The organism is Streptomyces sp. P1-3, from assembly GCF_050613155.1.
Classification (GTDB): domain Bacteria; phylum Actinomycetota; class Actinomycetes; order Streptomycetales; family Streptomycetaceae; genus Streptomyces.
In genome coordinates, this window is sequence record NZ_CP192512.1 from 5,351,106 (window position 1) to 5,365,451 (window position 14,346).

At 74.6% G+C, this 14,346-nt stretch carries 13 protein-coding genes; 8 read left to right on the forward strand and 5 right to left on the reverse strand.

Going from position 1 to position 14,346, the window contains the following annotated elements; all coding sequences use genetic code 11:
* The first annotated feature begins 152 nt into the window (after positions 1–152).
* Genes ACQUSR_RS22650 through ACQUSR_RS22660 form a run of 3 tightly spaced genes read left to right on the forward strand, consistent with a single transcriptional unit; the run spans position 153 to position 705 of the window.
* Positions 153–296: a hypothetical protein gene (locus tag ACQUSR_RS22650; RefSeq protein WP_431044431.1), complete on the forward strand. Its 144-nt coding sequence runs from the start codon at positions 153–155 to the stop codon at positions 294–296.
* Positions 293–535 carry a hypothetical protein gene (locus tag ACQUSR_RS22655; protein ID WP_431044432.1) on the forward strand — a complete coding sequence of 81 codons (243 nt, stop codon included), beginning with the start codon at positions 293–295 and terminating at the stop codon, positions 533–535. The genes ACQUSR_RS22650 and ACQUSR_RS22655 overlap by 4 nt, the downstream gene beginning before the upstream one ends.
* Positions 532–705 (forward strand): hypothetical protein, encoded by a 174-nt coding sequence (locus ACQUSR_RS22660; protein ID WP_431044433.1) that lies wholly within the window; start codon positions 532–534, stop codon positions 703–705. Before ACQUSR_RS22655 ends, ACQUSR_RS22660 begins: the two co-directional genes overlap by 4 nt.
* 106 nt (positions 706–811) lie before the next feature.
* Here ACQUSR_RS22660 and ACQUSR_RS22665 read toward each other — a convergent pair whose 3' ends face one another.
* From ACQUSR_RS22665 to ACQUSR_RS22680, 4 genes are all read right to left on the reverse strand, one after another.
* Positions 812–1,819 (reverse strand): N-acetylglucosamine kinase, encoded by a 1,008-nt coding sequence (locus tag ACQUSR_RS22665; protein ID WP_431044434.1) that lies wholly within the window; start codon positions 1,817–1,819, stop codon positions 812–814.
* Positions 1,810–3,072 (reverse strand): 6-phospho-beta-glucosidase, encoded by a 1,263-nt coding sequence (locus tag ACQUSR_RS22670; RefSeq protein ID WP_431044435.1) that lies wholly within the window; start codon positions 3,070–3,072, stop codon positions 1,810–1,812. The genes ACQUSR_RS22665 and ACQUSR_RS22670 overlap by 10 nt, the downstream gene beginning before the upstream one ends.
* A gap of 101 nt (positions 3,073–3,173) precedes the next feature.
* Positions 3,174–4,376, reverse strand: a complete 1,203-nt coding sequence (locus ACQUSR_RS22675; protein WP_431044436.1) for an ROK family transcriptional regulator — start codon at positions 4,374–4,376, stop codon at positions 3,174–3,176.
* A gap of 216 nt (positions 4,377–4,592) precedes the next feature.
* A complete protein-coding gene (locus ACQUSR_RS22680) occupies positions 4,593–5,672 on the reverse strand; it encodes a mechanosensitive ion channel family protein (protein WP_431044437.1) in 1,080 nt (359 codons plus the stop codon).
* 257 nt (positions 5,673–5,929) lie between these two features.
* On the opposite strand from ACQUSR_RS22680, the gene ACQUSR_RS22685 reads away from it, so the two are divergent.
* Positions 5,930–6,466, forward strand: coding sequence for an HNH endonuclease (locus ACQUSR_RS22685; RefSeq protein ID WP_431044438.1), 537 nt, complete (start codon positions 5,930–5,932; stop codon positions 6,464–6,466).
* Between the two features lie 78 nt (positions 6,467–6,544).
* On the opposite strand, the gene ACQUSR_RS22690 is transcribed toward ACQUSR_RS22685, so the two are convergent.
* The gene (locus ACQUSR_RS22690; protein WP_431044439.1) at positions 6,545–9,682 is read right to left on the reverse strand and encodes a beta-N-acetylglucosaminidase domain-containing protein; all 3,138 of its coding nucleotides are present in this window, start codon (positions 9,680–9,682) and stop codon (positions 6,545–6,547) included.
* A gap of 362 nt (positions 9,683–10,044) precedes the next feature.
* Between ACQUSR_RS22690 and ACQUSR_RS22695 the strand changes: the two genes are divergently transcribed.
* The 4 genes from ACQUSR_RS22695 (at position 10,045) to ACQUSR_RS22710 (ending at position 14,307) form a co-directional block, all read left to right on the forward strand.
* The gene (locus tag ACQUSR_RS22695; RefSeq protein WP_431044440.1) at positions 10,045–10,365 is read left to right on the forward strand and encodes a hypothetical protein; all 321 of its coding nucleotides are present in this window, start codon (positions 10,045–10,047) and stop codon (positions 10,363–10,365) included.
* 75 nt (positions 10,366–10,440) lie between these two features.
* Positions 10,441–12,810 carry a 4-alpha-glucanotransferase gene (gene malQ, locus ACQUSR_RS22700; protein WP_431044441.1) on the forward strand — a complete coding sequence of 790 codons (2,370 nt, stop codon included), beginning with the start codon at positions 10,441–10,443 and terminating at the stop codon, positions 12,808–12,810.
* Positions 12,811–12,992: 182 nt separating this feature from the next.
* Complete coding sequence (locus ACQUSR_RS22705) at positions 12,993–13,226, forward strand: hypothetical protein (protein ID WP_431044442.1); 234 nt, start codon at positions 12,993–12,995, stop codon at positions 13,224–13,226.
* A 133-nt stretch (positions 13,227–13,359) separates the two neighbouring features.
* On the forward strand, positions 13,360–14,307 hold the full coding sequence (locus ACQUSR_RS22710; protein WP_431044443.1) for a LysR family transcriptional regulator: 948 nt from the start codon (positions 13,360–13,362) through the stop codon (positions 14,305–14,307).
* Positions 14,308–14,346: the final 39 nt, after the last annotated feature.

Below are 14,346 nucleotides of genomic sequence, written 5' to 3' on the forward strand. Positions count from 1 at the left end.
TAGCTTCCAAGCTGCCCCGCTCTATACGTCCAGTCTCTGGACTGTACGACTAGAGACCACTGGTATAGCTTCGTCTACGAGAAAGCCCCGGCAACGACGGGCTAGGTCGTCACCGGGGCGGAAGCCCATCAGCTGTGAAGGAGCTGACGAACGTGGCCGACCTTATCGCGCGCATCGTGGCGCGCCTGCTGTGCGCGGTGCTGTTCCCCGACAACGGAAAGCACCGCGCCGCCCCCGCGTCGGAACCGGCGCTCGCCCCGGACCCGCAGCCCGGCGCCCGCTGCCGGAACACATGAGTCTGTACGCCCGCGAGGCGGCTGAGCGGCGGCCGTTCGAGGACGCGCTCAACCCGGTACGCCCCTACGCGCTCACGCCGCCGCGCAGGCTCCCGGACGACGCCAAGCGGCGGGCGCAGGCTGAACAGCGCTGGGCGCTGGAGATGGCGCTGCGCGGTATCAACGTGGGGCCGACCGTGATTCACGGGGTGCACGTCCAGGCGGGCGCCCGTACGGTCCGGGTGGCGGTGGGAGCGTGACCGGCGTCGCCTGCTGCCGCTGCGAGCGGATGACGGTCGCCCCGGTGGCGGTGCGCTACGTCGAGCGGGCGAGCGGCTCCGGCGTGACGCTGTACGCCTGCCCCGACTGCGCGCCCCACCTGACCCCTGGTCCCCTTCCCGCAGAGACCGCCCCGCCGACGCGCGGCTGACTCGCTGCCGACGCCTTGCCCCGTCCGGAGCCGCTTGAGTTCTCGTGGTCGTCGCAACACCCCAGCTCAAGGGGGGCAACGGGGCCGGGGTCTGGGCGGCGCCCCGTTACGCCACCCCGTACTGCGCGCGCAGCCGTACGTAAGAGGACGGTGGCGCCCCCGCGTGGTCCAGGGCCAGCAGGGCCGCGCCGAGGACCGGTGGGGCCGTGACGAGGCGGGGGACGGCCTTGGGGGCGCGGGCCGCCAGGAGTGTGCGGATCCGGTCGTCCAGCAGGGGGTGGCGGGCCGCCAGTACCCCGCCGCCCAGAACCACGGGCGTCTCCTCCTCCAGCAGTTCCAGCCGCGCCAGGGCGGTCACCGCGAGCGCGACGACCTCGTCGGCCTGCCGGGCGACGATGCGGCGCGCGATCCGGTCGCCCGCCTCGGCCACCGAGAACAGCACCGGGGCCATGTCGTGGCGGCGCTCTCCGGGGATCCGGCCCAGGTGCAGCGCCTCGATCAGCTCGTACATCCCGGCCAGCCCGAAGCGCGCGGGCAGCGCGGCCGCCAGCGCCGTCGGCTCGCCGCGCCCGTCCGCCGCGCGCGCCGCCCACCACAGCGCCTCGTCCGCCAGGAACGCCCCGCCGCCCCAGTCGCCGGAGATCCGTCCGACGGCGGGGAAGCGGGCCGTACGCCCGCCGGGGGCCAGCCCCGCGCAGTTGATGCCCGCGCCGCACACCACGGCGACGCCCACCGGCTCGCGGCCGTCGCCGAGCCCGGCGCGCAGCAGCGCGAAGGTGTCGTTGGCGACGGTGGCCGTCTCGCCCCAGGCGCGGGCGGTGAGTTGTTCTGTCAGACGCTGCTCCTCCGCCGGCAGGTCGGCGTTGGCCAGGCACGCGGACACGTGCCGCACCCGCGTCGGTCCGTCCCCGCCCGCCCGCGCCGCGGTCTCGGCCACCAGCGGTGCCAGTGTGGCGACCGCGCGTTCGGCGCCCACCAGGTGCGGGTGGAAGCCGCCGCCGCGGGCCGTGGCGAGGACGGTGCCGTCCACGCCCACCAGCGCGACATCGGTCTTGCTGTTGCCCGCGTCGATCGCCAGTACGGCGCTCTGCGGCACCGCCGGGTTCAGGCCCACGCGAGGTGCTCCCTGTTGTGCGCCAGCAGTGCGTCGGTCAAGGTCTCCGCCTGCTCCAGCTGGCCGACCAGCGGATGGGACAGCAGTGCCCGGAAGACCCGCTCCCGGCCGCCCTTCAACGCCGCCTCCAGCGCCAGGTGTTCGTACGCGGTGACGCCCGCGACCAGCCCGGCGTACAGCGGTTCCAACGGGGCCTGCGGCAGCGGTCGGGCGCCCCGCGCGTCCACCGCCGCCGGGACCTCGATCACCGCGTCGTCGGGAAGGAAGGGCAGCGTGCCGTTGTTGAGGACGTTGGCCACCTGCACGTCGCCGGTGCCGGTCAGCAGGGAGGAGGTGAGGGCGACCGCCGCCTCGGAGTAGAAGGCGCCGCCGCGCTTGCCCAGCAGGTCCGGCTTGCGGTCCAGCGCCGGGTCCGCGTACAGCTCCATCAGCCGCCGTTCGATGGCGGCCACCTCCGCCGCCCGCGACGGCTTCGCCTTGAGTTCTCGTACGACCTCGTCGTGGTGGTAGTAGTAGCGCAGGTAGTAGGAGGGGACGACGCCGAGGCGGTCCAGCAGCGCGCGCGGCATCCGCACCTGAGCCGCGATGGCGTCGCCGTGCTCGGCGAGCAGCTTCGGCAGCACGTCCGTGCCGTCCGGGCCACCGAGCCGCACCCCGCGCTCCCACGTGAGGTGGTTGAGCCCCACATGGTCCAGCGCGATCTCCTCCGGCGCGGTGCCCAGCAGCGCGGCGAACCTGCGCTGGAAGCCGATCGCCACGTTGCACAGCCCGACGGCCCGGTGCCCGGCGGTCAGCAACGCGCGGGTCACGATGCCCACCGGGTTGGTGAAGTCCACGATCCACGCGTCCGGGCTGCGGCGGCGGACCCGTTCGGCGATGTCCAGCACCACCGGGACCGTGCGCAGCGCCTTCGCCAGCCCGCCCGCTCCGGTCGTCTCCTGCCCGACGCAGCCGCACTCCAGCGGCCAGGTCTCGTCCTGGTCGCGCGCCGCCTGCCCGCCCACGCGCAGTTGCAGCAGCACCGCGTCGGCGCCGTCCACCCCCGCGTCCAGATCGGCGGTCCAGGAGATCCGCCCGGGATGGCCCTGCTTGGCGAAGATCCGCCGGGCGAGGCCGCCGATCAGCTCCAGCCGGTCCGTGGCGGGGTCGACCAGGACGAGTTCCGCAAGGGGCAGGATGTCGCGCAGCCGCGCGAATCCGTCGACGAGTTCCGGCGTATAGGTGGAGCCGCCACCCACGACTGCGAGCTTCAACCCTTGACTCCTGTCTTCGACCGTTCAGGTTTCCGTTGACAGTGCGGGCAGTCCTGAAACCGGCCGAACCGGCCGAACCAGCCGAACCGGCCGGCACAGGCTCAGGCGGTGTCGAACACGGCGTCGCGGGCCGCGGCGAGGGCGGTGCGCAGTGCGCCGATGAGGATCGGGGACTCCTCGACGGTGCTCAGCCGCAGTTGCGGCCGGGGCAGCGCGAGACCGGTGAACTCGGCCTCGACCAGCTCCAGCAGCCGCGTCCCGCCGGCCTGCGGGACCTTCCCGGAGAGCACCACCAGCTCCGGGTCGACCACCGCGACGACCGAGGCGAGACCGCTGACGAGCCGCCGCGCCAGCTCGGTGAGGACCGCCTCACCGGCGCCGGGGGTGCGCAGCGCCTGGGCGAGTGCCTTGGCGGCGGTGGGGGCGACGATGCCGTGGTCGCGGGCGAGTTCGACGATGGCGGGCGAGCTCACCAGCTTCTGGAAGCCGCCGCCGGCGTCGGGCCGGGCGGCGGCGTCCGGCCCGCCGCGTGCCAGCGGGGCGCCCGGCAGCGGCATGTACCCGATCTCGCCCGCCCCGCCGGTCGCGCCGCGCAGCGGCCGGCCGCCGAGGACGACGGCGGCGCCGATGCCCTCGTCGACCCAGACCAGCACGAAGTCGTCGAAGTCCTGGGCGGTGCCGAGGTGCTGCTCGGCGACGGCGGCGAGGTTGACGTCGTTCTCGATCACCACCGGCGTGCCGAGGGCCGCCGCGAGGTCGTCCCGGAGCGTGCGGGATTGCCATCCGGGCAGATGAGGCGCGTACCGCAGCTCACCGGAGCGCGGGTCCAGCGCGCCGGGGGTCCCGACGACGGCCTGGTGTACGTCCCCGGTCCGCAGCCCCGCCGCCGCCAGCGCGCCGTCGGCGGCTTCGGTGACGATCCCGGTGGTCCGGTCGCGCGCGTCCGTGCCGGTGGTCGCGGCCACCCGGTACTCACCCAGCACCGCCCCGGTGATGTCGGCGACGGCCGCGGTGACCCCGTCGTGGTCCACCGCGAGGGCGAGGACATGCGCCGCGGCCGGATTGATCTCGTACAACTGGGCATTGGGCCCCGGCCGCCCGGCGGCGGTCCCGGTCACGCGCACGAGACCCGCGGCCGCCAGCCGCCCCAGCAGCTGCGACGCGGTCGGCTTGGACAGCCCGGTCAGCTCGCCCAGCCGGGTCCGGGTGAGCGGCCCGTGCGCGACCAGCAGTTCCAGCGCGGCCCGGTCGTTCATGGCCCGCAGCACCCGTGGTGTACCGGGTGTCCCGGCGGCACCGGTCATCGCTTCTCGCCCCCGCCCCACTCTGTTAATAAACTTTCCTATTGGTGGGCAGGACGCTACGGGGGCGGGGCGCACGGGTCAAGGGCCGCGCGCCCCTCCAATGGCAGCCGGCCCCGTCAACGGCAGCGAGCCCCGCCAATGGCAGCGGGCCCGCGCCACCATGATCGGCGGCGCGGGCCCGCGTCGTGCGTTTCGGTCACTTCTGAGGTGGATCGGTCACTTCTGCGGCGGAGCGGAGGGAGCCTGCGGCGGTATCAGCGGGCTCGCCGCCTGGGCCCGGGGCGACAACGGGTCGGCCAGTGCGGACGGCGCGGCGACGTTCGCCGTCGGGTCCGGTGCCTCCTCGGCCTCCAGATCCGGCTCCGGCGGGCGGCCGACCTGGCGGATGCCCGCCGCGTCCAGGGCCCGCTTGAGCCGCCAGCGCAGCTCCCGCTGGACGCCGAGCGCCTTGCCCGGCATGGTCTTGGCCGAGACCTTGATGATCATCGAGTCCAGATAGACGGCGTCCAGCCCCAGGACCTCGACCGGCTCCCACAGCCGCTCGTTCCACGGCTCGTCCTTGGCCATGTCCTCGCCGGCCGCCGTGATCACCGAGCGCACCCGGTCCAGATCCTCGTCGGAGCGGACCTGGACGTCGACGGTGGCGGTGGCCCAGCCCTGGCTGAGGTTGCCGATCCGCTTGACCTCGCCGTTGCGTACGTACCAGATCTCGCCGTCCGCGCCGCGCAGCTTGGTCACCCGCAGTCCGACCTCGATCACCTCGCCGGAGGCGACGCCCGCGTCGATGGAGTCGCCGACCCCGTACTGGTCCTCGAGGATCATGAAGACGCCGGAGAGGAAGTCGGTGACCAGGTTCCGCGCGCCGAAACCGATGGCCACGCCCGCGACCCCCGCGCTGGCGAGCAGCGGCGCGAGATTGATCTTCAGGACGGACAGGATCATCAGTCCGGCCGTGCCCATGATCAGGAACGACGCCACGCTGCGCAGCACCGAACCGATCGCCGCGGAGCGCTGCCGCCGCCGCTCGGCGTTGACCAGCAGGCTTCCGAAGGCCGTGCCGTCCACGGCCTGGGCCGTGCGGTTCATCCGCTCGATCAGCTTGGTGATGGCGCGGCGCACGATCGTCCGCAGGACGAACGCGATCACCAGGATCAGCAGGATGCGCAGCCCGATACCGAGCCAGGTGGACCAGTTCTCCTCGACCCAGCCGGCGGCGCTGCTGGCGTTCTGCTGCGCCTCGTCGAGGGTGGTGGGGCGGGGCGTCGAGTCTGCGGCCAGGGCAGCGGACCAGAACACAGAGAGTAACCCTTCGTGTGACACACCCGCGCCGAGAAGGCACGGGCAGACTCACCACACTAACGGGGCACAGGCGATGCCCCGCTGCTCTGTTCGAGAGATAACCGCGTATCCGCGGGGGATGAACGGACTGTGGTTGAAAACACTCCCAGGCCGTTACCCGGTGATGGTGGCGCGTCCACCAGGGATACGGCGACACTATGGGGAGATCGTCCCGGCGCGAGCCACGCGCCGCCGGCGTATTAGGAGGCAGTACCGTGCCACACGTCCTGGTCCTCAACGCGTCGTACGAGCCGCTCGGCGTCGTACCGCTCCGCCGCGCGCTCGTACTCGTCCTCAACGACAAGGCCATCAGCCTTGAGGACTCAGGCGCCCTCATGCACAGCGCGACCCACGTCATACCCGCCCCGAGCGTCGTCCGACTCAAGCGCTTCGTGCGGGTGCCCTTTCGCGGCCCCGTCCCCCTGACCCGCCGTGCCCTGTTCGCCCGCGACGGCGGACGCTGCGCGTACTGCGGTGGCGTCGCAACCAGCGTCGACCACGTCATCCCGCGCAGCCGCGGAGGCCAGCACACCTGGGAGAACGTGGTGGCGGCCTGCCGCCGCTGCAACCACGTCAAGGCCGACCGCCATGTCGCGGAGATCGGCTGGCGGCTGCGGCATCAACCCGCCCCGCCGTCCGGCCTGGCCTGGCGCATCATCGGCACCGGGCATAGGGACCCGCGCTGGCTGCCATACCTGCAGCCGTACGGCGCGGAGGACGCGATGGCCCGGATCGACGGCGTTTCCGCCTGAGAACCGGGCCATTGTCGTATCCGGGTGCTGGCCGGGGGTGCTCCCGGACAGCACCCGGATACGCTCCGAGCGGTGCTGTCAGGGACCCGCCGGCGCCGGGCCGCCGGTCACCGCGTACGCCTCGACCGACCACAGCGAAACACCGAACCGGGTCGCGCGCTGGACGCTCTGGATCCGGACGAACCGGGTCTGCGGAGCGTCCATCCGCACCGTCTCCCTGCCGCCGTGCCCGTCCGCCACGGTCGCCGCCGTGCGCCAGGTGCGGCCGTCCGCCGACACCTGCACCCGGTAGCGCGACGGATGGGCGTCCTGCCAGTGCAGGTCCAGCCGGCCGAGCCGAACCGGGCGGGGCAGCTCCAGCTGGAACCAGGCCCCGTCCTCGGCGGCGGAGGACCAGCGGGTGGCCGGGTTGCCGTCGATCGCGGCGGACGCCGGGAAGTCGGCGGACTCGTCGCCGGAGGACGTGGCCCGTACGCCGTGACCGCGGGCCAGGTCCGGACCGCCGGTGGGCGGATAGGCCCGTACGGTCAGCACGGCCTCTTCGGAGCCGAAGTGGACCGGGACCCGGTACGTGCGCGCCGTGCCGCCCGCCGGAACGGACAGCTGGATCCGGGCCGTGGCCACCTCGCCGCGCGGGGCCGTGACCTCGGCGGGGGCGCTGACCCTGACGCCCGCCGGCGCCTTGACGGTCAGATCGCCGTGGACGTCACCGGGGCGGCGGGTGGCGAGCCGGACCGCGACGGTGGTGGGGCCGCCGCCGATCTCCGCGTCCACCACGTTCTGCGACAGCCGCAGCTCGGCCGCCGGGGTGTCGGTGAACCAGGGGGTGATCTCGTGCACGGCGGGCGGCTCGCCGCCACCGGACCACACCAGCCGTATCGCGTCGGCCCGCATGCCCCTGCCCGGCGCCTGCGTCCAGCCGGTGCCCGAGACGGCGCTCAGCCGCCGCCAGCCACGGCCCGGCACATGCGCCTCCAGGGCGCCGAGTTCCTCGGGGCCGCGGCCGGTGAGCGCGGTGACGGCACTGAGCGGCCGGGTGCGGCCGAAGCTCAGCACCACCGGCTCGGAGGAGCTCAGCGCGGTGACCGGGTCGCCGTCCGCCGCCGTCCGCTGGCCCGGCTCGGTCCGCGGCGGCTTCTCGGCCGTCTCGTCCACGCCCGCCCAGGCGTCGGACCGCGCCAGGGCCGTGGCCAGGAACGGGGTGAGCACGCCCTTGCCGACGGTGGCCGGGCTGGCGGCGATCTCCTTGCGCAGACGGTGCAGCTCCAGCCGGTGCCGCCAGGCCGCGGCGCCGTCGCCGCGCTCCTGCGCGAGCAGCATGTCCACCGCGTGCAGCCCGCCCTCGCCGTACCGGCCCAACTGCTCCAGCCAGGGGCCCGCCTCGTCGCCGAACGCGGTCTTCAGCCGCTCCGGCGCGTCCCGCATGGTGCGGAAGGAGTCCTTCAGCCGGGCGGCGGCGCGCTCCGGGGACACGGCGGTGCCGTCCTGCGCGCCCGTGCCGTCCAGCGCGGCCCACAACGCGTCGATCCGGGGCGCCAGATACGCGGACTCCTTGTCGCTCAGCACCGAGGAGGCGTCGTTCCCGGCGAGCGCGCGGAGCGCCGCGCGGGTGCCCTCGTCCGGCCCGGCCAGATCGTCGATGGCCGCCAGCCAGGAGGCGTGCGGCCGATACCCGCGCGGGTTCCAGGCGAAGTCGGCGGCGGTGAAGAGCGGGATGCGGGAGACCTTCGGCTGCTCCATGGCGTTGGCGAGCAGCGCGGTGGAGCCGGTGGCCACGGCCGGGTCGCGGCCGGTGTACGGGCCCAGGAAGATCCGGTCCTGTGCGTAGTCGTTGACCGGGTAGTTGTCCATGGTCAGCAGTGGATGGCCGAAGGCCTCGCGGGCACCGGCCAGTTCACCGCCGGTGATGGTCCGCGGCACCACACCGACGCCGGTCCAGGCCACCTCGACCCGGTCGTCGAGCCGCTCCGCCAGCGCGCGCCGGAAGTCGGTCGCCCCGTCCTGGTAGTACTCCGTCGGCAGCAGCGACAACGGGGCGGCCCCGGCGTACCGGTCGGCCAGATGGGCGGCGACAACGTTGGCCACCCGCGCCTGGGCCTCGGCCGCGGCCCTGGGACCCGACCCGTACACCGAGCGGTCGTTCAGGCAGTGCCACTCGGTGTAACTGATGTCCTGGAACTGGAGCTGGAAGCCGCGCATCCCCAGCGCCCACATCGCGTCGATCTTGCGGGTGAGCGCCTTGACATCCTTGTCGGAGGAGAAGCAGAAGTTCTGATCGGGCGCCACGGCCCAGGCCATCGTGACGTGGTTGCGGCGTGCCCGGTCGGCGAGCGCGCGGAACTCGTCGCGCCGCTCGGCGGGGTACGGATCGCGCCAGCGGGCCTGCCGGTACGGGTCGTCGCCCGCCGCGTACAGATACCGGTTCTGCTTGGTCCGCCCCATGAAGTCCAGGTGGTCCAGCCGCTGCTGACGGCTCCACGGGTCGCCGTAGAACCCTTCGGTGGTGCCGCGTACGGCCGCGCTGGGCCAGTCGCGGACCGACACCGCGGGGAAGCCGTACGAGCCGCCCTGCCGCACCAGCAGCTGCCGCAGCGTCTGGACCGCGTGGAACAGGCCGTCCTCGCCCACTCCGGCCAGCGCGACCGTGGGAGCTCCCTGCACCGTGCCGACCGCCAGCCGGTAGCCGCCGCCGGGCAGATCGCCGCGCGCGGGGGCCCGCAGCGCGCGCAGTGCCTCCTCCGCCTGCCGGCCCTGTACGCGTACGACCAGACCGCCTGCCGGTGTGCCGGCCGGGGCCGCGCCTGGGGGCACCTCCCGGACGGAGTCTGAGGGAGGACCGCCCGCACCCGGGCGGCCGGCGCTCGCGGGTTCGTCCGTGATCTCGGTGACGGAGCGGGCGCCCGCGTCCCGCAGGAGCGCGCGCAGCACGTCGAGCGCGTACGGATCGGCGTCCCCGTCGGCGACGAGCGTGACGGCCTCGCCCACCGGCACCTGACCGCCCTGGGCCTGGAGCGACTGGGGGCGCGGCCAGACCGGTGGCAGCCCGGTCGCGTCGACCCGGTCCGTCGCGGTCGCGCCTCCGGCGCCGGGTTCCGGCTGGGCGGGCGCGGCGACGGCGCCCGGCGCACCGCCGAGCAGCCCGCCGATGACCGCGGCGGCGAGCGCGGTGGCTCCCGTGGTCCTCGGCTTGTTCGACCGGATCCCCGGGAACTGCACGGCACACTCCTTGTCCCTGTCGGTCCGTCCCAGTCGGGTGGTTCTGGCCGCGTGAACGCGCCGCTGACAGCCGATAGGCGACGAGCCCACCACCCGGCCGGTGAGAGTGTCAACGGCGCTGACCGAAGTGCCGGTATTGCGTTGCGGGCGGGAGGCGGGCCGTGGTGTCCGCCCCCGCAAGTCTGCCGCTGGGATGTCCGTTTCGCCCGTACGCTCTGTGTCGCCGGTCCGGGATGGCCGCGAAATCGCCCGCGGGCGACGGATGTGACCTGGGGCACGTTCCCGGATTGGTGACGTCTGCCTCCGCCCCCAGTGGGTAGGGCTGGACGTATCCCACTGCCGAGACCCCCACGGAGGCCCTTGTGGCCGCATCCGCCCAGCTTCTGCTCGCCGCGCTGTCCAAACCGGCGCGCCCCCTCGACGACAGCGTGGACCGCGCCGACGGCGACGACCGCGCCGGCCATGCCCCGGACCTGTTCGCCGGAGTCTCCGATCCGGACTCCGGACTGGACGGGGCGGACTCCGCCGGTGCCGTGGAGCCGCCGCTGACCAGCGAACCTCCGCTGGCCGACGCCGCCCCCCTGACCAGCGAACCGCCGCTCGCCACGGAGCTGCCGCTGACCAGCGAGCCGACCGCCGTCGGCCTGGGCGCGGGAACGGGTATGACCTCGACGGAGTTCTGAGCTTCCGACGGAGTGCCGAGCTCCCGGGAGATCTGGGGTGACCTGAGGAGATCTGAGGAGATCTGAGGAGATCTGATGGGCAGAGCGCGGCTCGCCGAACTGCACGGTGTCGCCACGTCCCACGAGCCCGAACCGGGCCGGACCGTCCAGGTGCCCGATGACACCGTGGTGGCCGTGCTCGCCGCCCTGGGAGTCGACGCGTCGACTCCCCGCGCGGTGCGCGCCGCCCTGGAGCGGCACGCGCACGGCGAGGCCACCCGGCTGCTGCCGCCCTGCGTGGTCGTACGCCCCGGCCGGCCGCCCCGGCTCCACCTGCCCGCGGGCACCGCGCTGCGTGTGGAGACCGAGGACGGCGAGACCCGCGCCTGGGGTCTGGAGGCGCCCGACAGCCGCGCTCGGAGCCTGGAGGCGCCGGGCGGTGCTCGGAGTCTGGGGGCGCCCGGTGGCGCTTGGGGCCTGGAGGTGCCCGGCGGCGGCGCGTCGGACCCCGCCGCCGCGTTACCTCTGGGTTGGCACACGCTGCGCGCGCACGCCCCCGACGGGCGCTCGGGGATCGCCACCCTGGTGGTCGCCCCGGACCGGATGCCCGCGCCCCCGGCCCGTACCCACGGGTTCATGGTCCAGCTGTACTCCCTGCTGTCCGCCCGTTCGTGGGGCATGGGCGACCTCGGCGACCTGGCGGACCTGGCGGCCTGGTCCGGGCGGGCGCTCGGCACCGGGTTCATCCAGATCAATCCGCTGCACGCCGCCGTCCCCGGCACCCCCACCGATCCGTCCCCGTACCGCCCTTCCTCGCGCCGCTTCCCCGACCCCGTCTATCTGCGGGTCGAGGACGTGCCCGAGTACGCCCAGCTGCGCGGCCCGGCCCGCGAGCGCGCCGACGACCTCCTCGCCCAGGCCGCCACGCTGCGGGCGGCCGTGCTGGACCAGGGCGCGTTGATCGACCGGGACGCGGTGTGGGCCCTCAAGAGCGAGGCGCTGCGGCTGGTGCGGGCCGCACCGATGAGCCCCGGCCGCCGTGCCGCCTACTGCGACTTCCTCGCCGCCCGCGGCCAGGCCCTGGACGACCACGCCACGTGGTCCGCCCTCGCCGAGGTGCACGGGTCCGACTGGCGTCGCTGGCCGACGGGGCTGCGCGATCCGCGCTCCGCCCGCACCGCCCGCGCCCGCGGCGAGCACCTGGAACGCGTCGACTTCCACTGCTGGCTGGCCTGGCTGATGGACTCCCAGCTCGCCGCCGCCCAGCGCACCGCGCGCGAGGCGGGCATGGCCGTCGGGCTCGTCCACGACCTGGCGGTCGGGGTGCATCCCACGGGCGCCGACACCTGGTCGCAGCAGGACGCCTTCGCCTCGGGCATGTCGATCGGCGCCCCGCCGGACGCGTTCAACGCCCGCGGCCAGGACTGGGGACTGCCGCCCTGGCGCCCGGACGCGCTGGCCGCGACGGGCTACGCCCCGTACCGCGATCTGCTGCGCGGCCTGCTGCGGCACGCGGGAGCGTTGCGTATCGACCATGTGATGGGCCTGTTCCGGCTGTGGTGGGTGCCGGAGGGCCGGGAGCCGACCGAGGGCGCTTACGTCCGCTACGACGCGGAGGCGATGCTCGGCGTCCTGGCGCTGGAGGCGCACCGCGCGGGGGCGGTGGTGATAGGGGAGGACCTGGGCACCGTCGAGCCGGGGGTCCGGGAGGCCCTGGCCGGGCGCGGCGTGCTGGGCACGTCGGTGCTGTGGTTCGAGCGGGACTACGGTGCGGTGGCGGAGCCCGCGGAGCCCGCGGAGAACGTCGAGGCGGTGGAGGACGTTGAGGCGGTGGCCGCGCCCGCGGGGAACATCGGCGCAGTGGCCGCGCCCGCAGGGAACGGCGCCGCGGTCGCCGATGGCGAACCCGCCCCCGCCGACGGCGAACCCGTCCCCGTCGCCGACGAATCCGCCTCCGCTTCCGCCCCCGTGGCCGTACGGGCCCGCCCGCTGCCGCCCGAGGCGTGGCGGGCGGACTGCCTGGCCACCGCCACCACGCACGACCTGCCCAGCACCGCCGCCCGCCTCACCGGAGAGCATGTCGAGCTGCGGCACCGGCTGGGGCTGCTGACCCGGCCGCTCGCCCAGGAACAGGCAGAGGACACGGCGGAGGCGGCCGAGTGGCTGGCGCTGCTGGGGCGGCTGGGCCTGCTTCCGGAGGGCCCGGGCGACGAGGAGGGCGCGGTCAAGGCGGTGCACCGGTTCCTGGTGCGCACCCCGGCCCGGATGGTGGGCGTGTGGCTGCCCGACGCGGTCGGCGACCGCAGACCGCAGAACCTCCCCGGGACGTGGGGCGAGCAGTACCCGAACTGGCGGCTGCCGATCGCCGACGCGCGAGGGCGCCCGATCACCCTGGAGGAACTGGCCGCGTCCCCCCGGCTGCACGCGTTGATGGAGGAGGTCCGCGCGGGCCTGGCGGGCCGGTGACCGCCCGCGGCGGACCCCGCGACGGACCCCGGCACGGAGCCGCGCATCGACACGGCGCCGCCCGGTGCCGGGGCGCCTGCCGCCCGCCGCGGGCGGCCGGGCGTGTCCGCGGCCGCGCCGCGCGGGCCCCGTACGGGCACCCCGGCCGCGCGGTGCGTTCCGGGGTTCGCTAGTTTGGGAGCGTGGTCAACAAGAACGCCCTGCGCGCCGGTGCCGTGTCCGCCGGAACGACGCTGATGATGCTGCTGATGTCGTCCCCCGCGTCCGCGCTCGTGCGCGACGACGGCGACGACCCGGGTCCGGGTCTGAGTGTCGCCGCGACGCTCGGCCTCTACGTCGCGCTCCCGATTGTCTCCTTCCTGGTGATCACCGGGCTGGTCATGATCGGCGACAAGTCGCGCAAGCAGAGCGGCTGACGAGACTTCCTCACGAGGGCGCCCATCGGCTGTACGAGCCGGTGGGCGCCCTCGTCGCGTCCCGTCGCCTCCCGCCGCGTCTCCCGCCGAGCGCGCTCCACGTCCGTGCCGCTCCGCTGGATAGCGTTCGCGCATGGCCGACTGGGACATCAGAAAACTCCGGGTACTGCGTACGCTCGGCGAGCTGGGCACCGTCACCGCCACCGCCGAGGCGCTGCGGCTGACCCCGTCCGCCGTCTCGCAGCAGCTGTCCGGGCTGGCCAAGCAGCTCGGCGTCCCGCTGCTGGAGGCGCAGGGCAGGCGGGTGCGGCTCACCGCCGCCGCCGAGCTGGTGCTGCGGCACGCCGACGCGGTGTTCGCGCAGCTCGAGCGGGCCGATGCCGAGCTGGCCGGATATCTGCGGGGCGAGGCCGGCCGGGTCCGGGTCGGCGCGTTCAGTACAGCCATCCCGGCGCTGGTGGTGCCCGCCGTCATGGAGCTGCGGCGCACCCGCCCCGGCCTGGCGGTGGACGTGACGGAGGCCGAGGCCGCCGAAGCATGCGAGCTGCTGGCCGACGGAGCCGTCGATCTGGCCCTGTCGCTTGCCGCGCACGCTCCCACGGCCCGCGACCCGCGATTCACCCGGGTACCGCTGCTGGCCGACCCGCTGGACGTGGCGCTGCCCGCCGGGCACCGGCTCGCCGGTGCGCCCGGTCTGCGGCTGGCCGACCTCGCGGGCGAGCCGTGGATCTTCGGCAGCAGCGGGCCGTGGTCGCGGATCACCACGACGGCGTGCGAGGCGGCCGGATTCGTCCCCGAGCAGGCCCACGCGGCGGCCGACTGGCACGCGATCCTCGCCATGGTCGCGGCGGGCATGGGCGTGGCGCTGGTGCCCCGGATGGCCATGGCGGTGGTGGCGCCCGGGGAGGGGGAGCGGGACGGGCGGATCGCGGTGCGGGCGCTGCCCGAGGACGCACCGCGCCGGCATGTGGTGGCGGCGGTGCGGCGCGGTGCGGAGGAGGCGCCGGGTGCGGCCACGGTGCTGGACGCGCTGCGCGGGGCGGCGCGGGCCCGCAACCCCGATTCCGTTCAGTTGAACTGAAAGGAATCATCAAAAAGTTTCGATGGACCTGACTGTTCG

Coding starts and splice junctions, on each gene's coding strand:
- ACQUSR_RS22655 (WP_431044432.1), top strand. CDS start 293: ATGAGTCTGTACGCCCGCGAGGCGGCTGAGCGGCGGCCGTTCGAGGAC.
- ACQUSR_RS22675 (WP_431044436.1), bottom strand. CDS start 4,376: ATGACCGGTGCCGCCGGGACACCCGGTACACCACGGGTGCTGCGGGCC.
- malQ (WP_431044441.1), top strand. CDS start 10,441: ATGGGCAGAGCGCGGCTCGCCGAACTGCACGGTGTCGCCACGTCCCAC.
- ACQUSR_RS22710 (WP_431044443.1), top strand. CDS start 13,360: ATGGCCGACTGGGACATCAGAAAACTCCGGGTACTGCGTACGCTCGGC.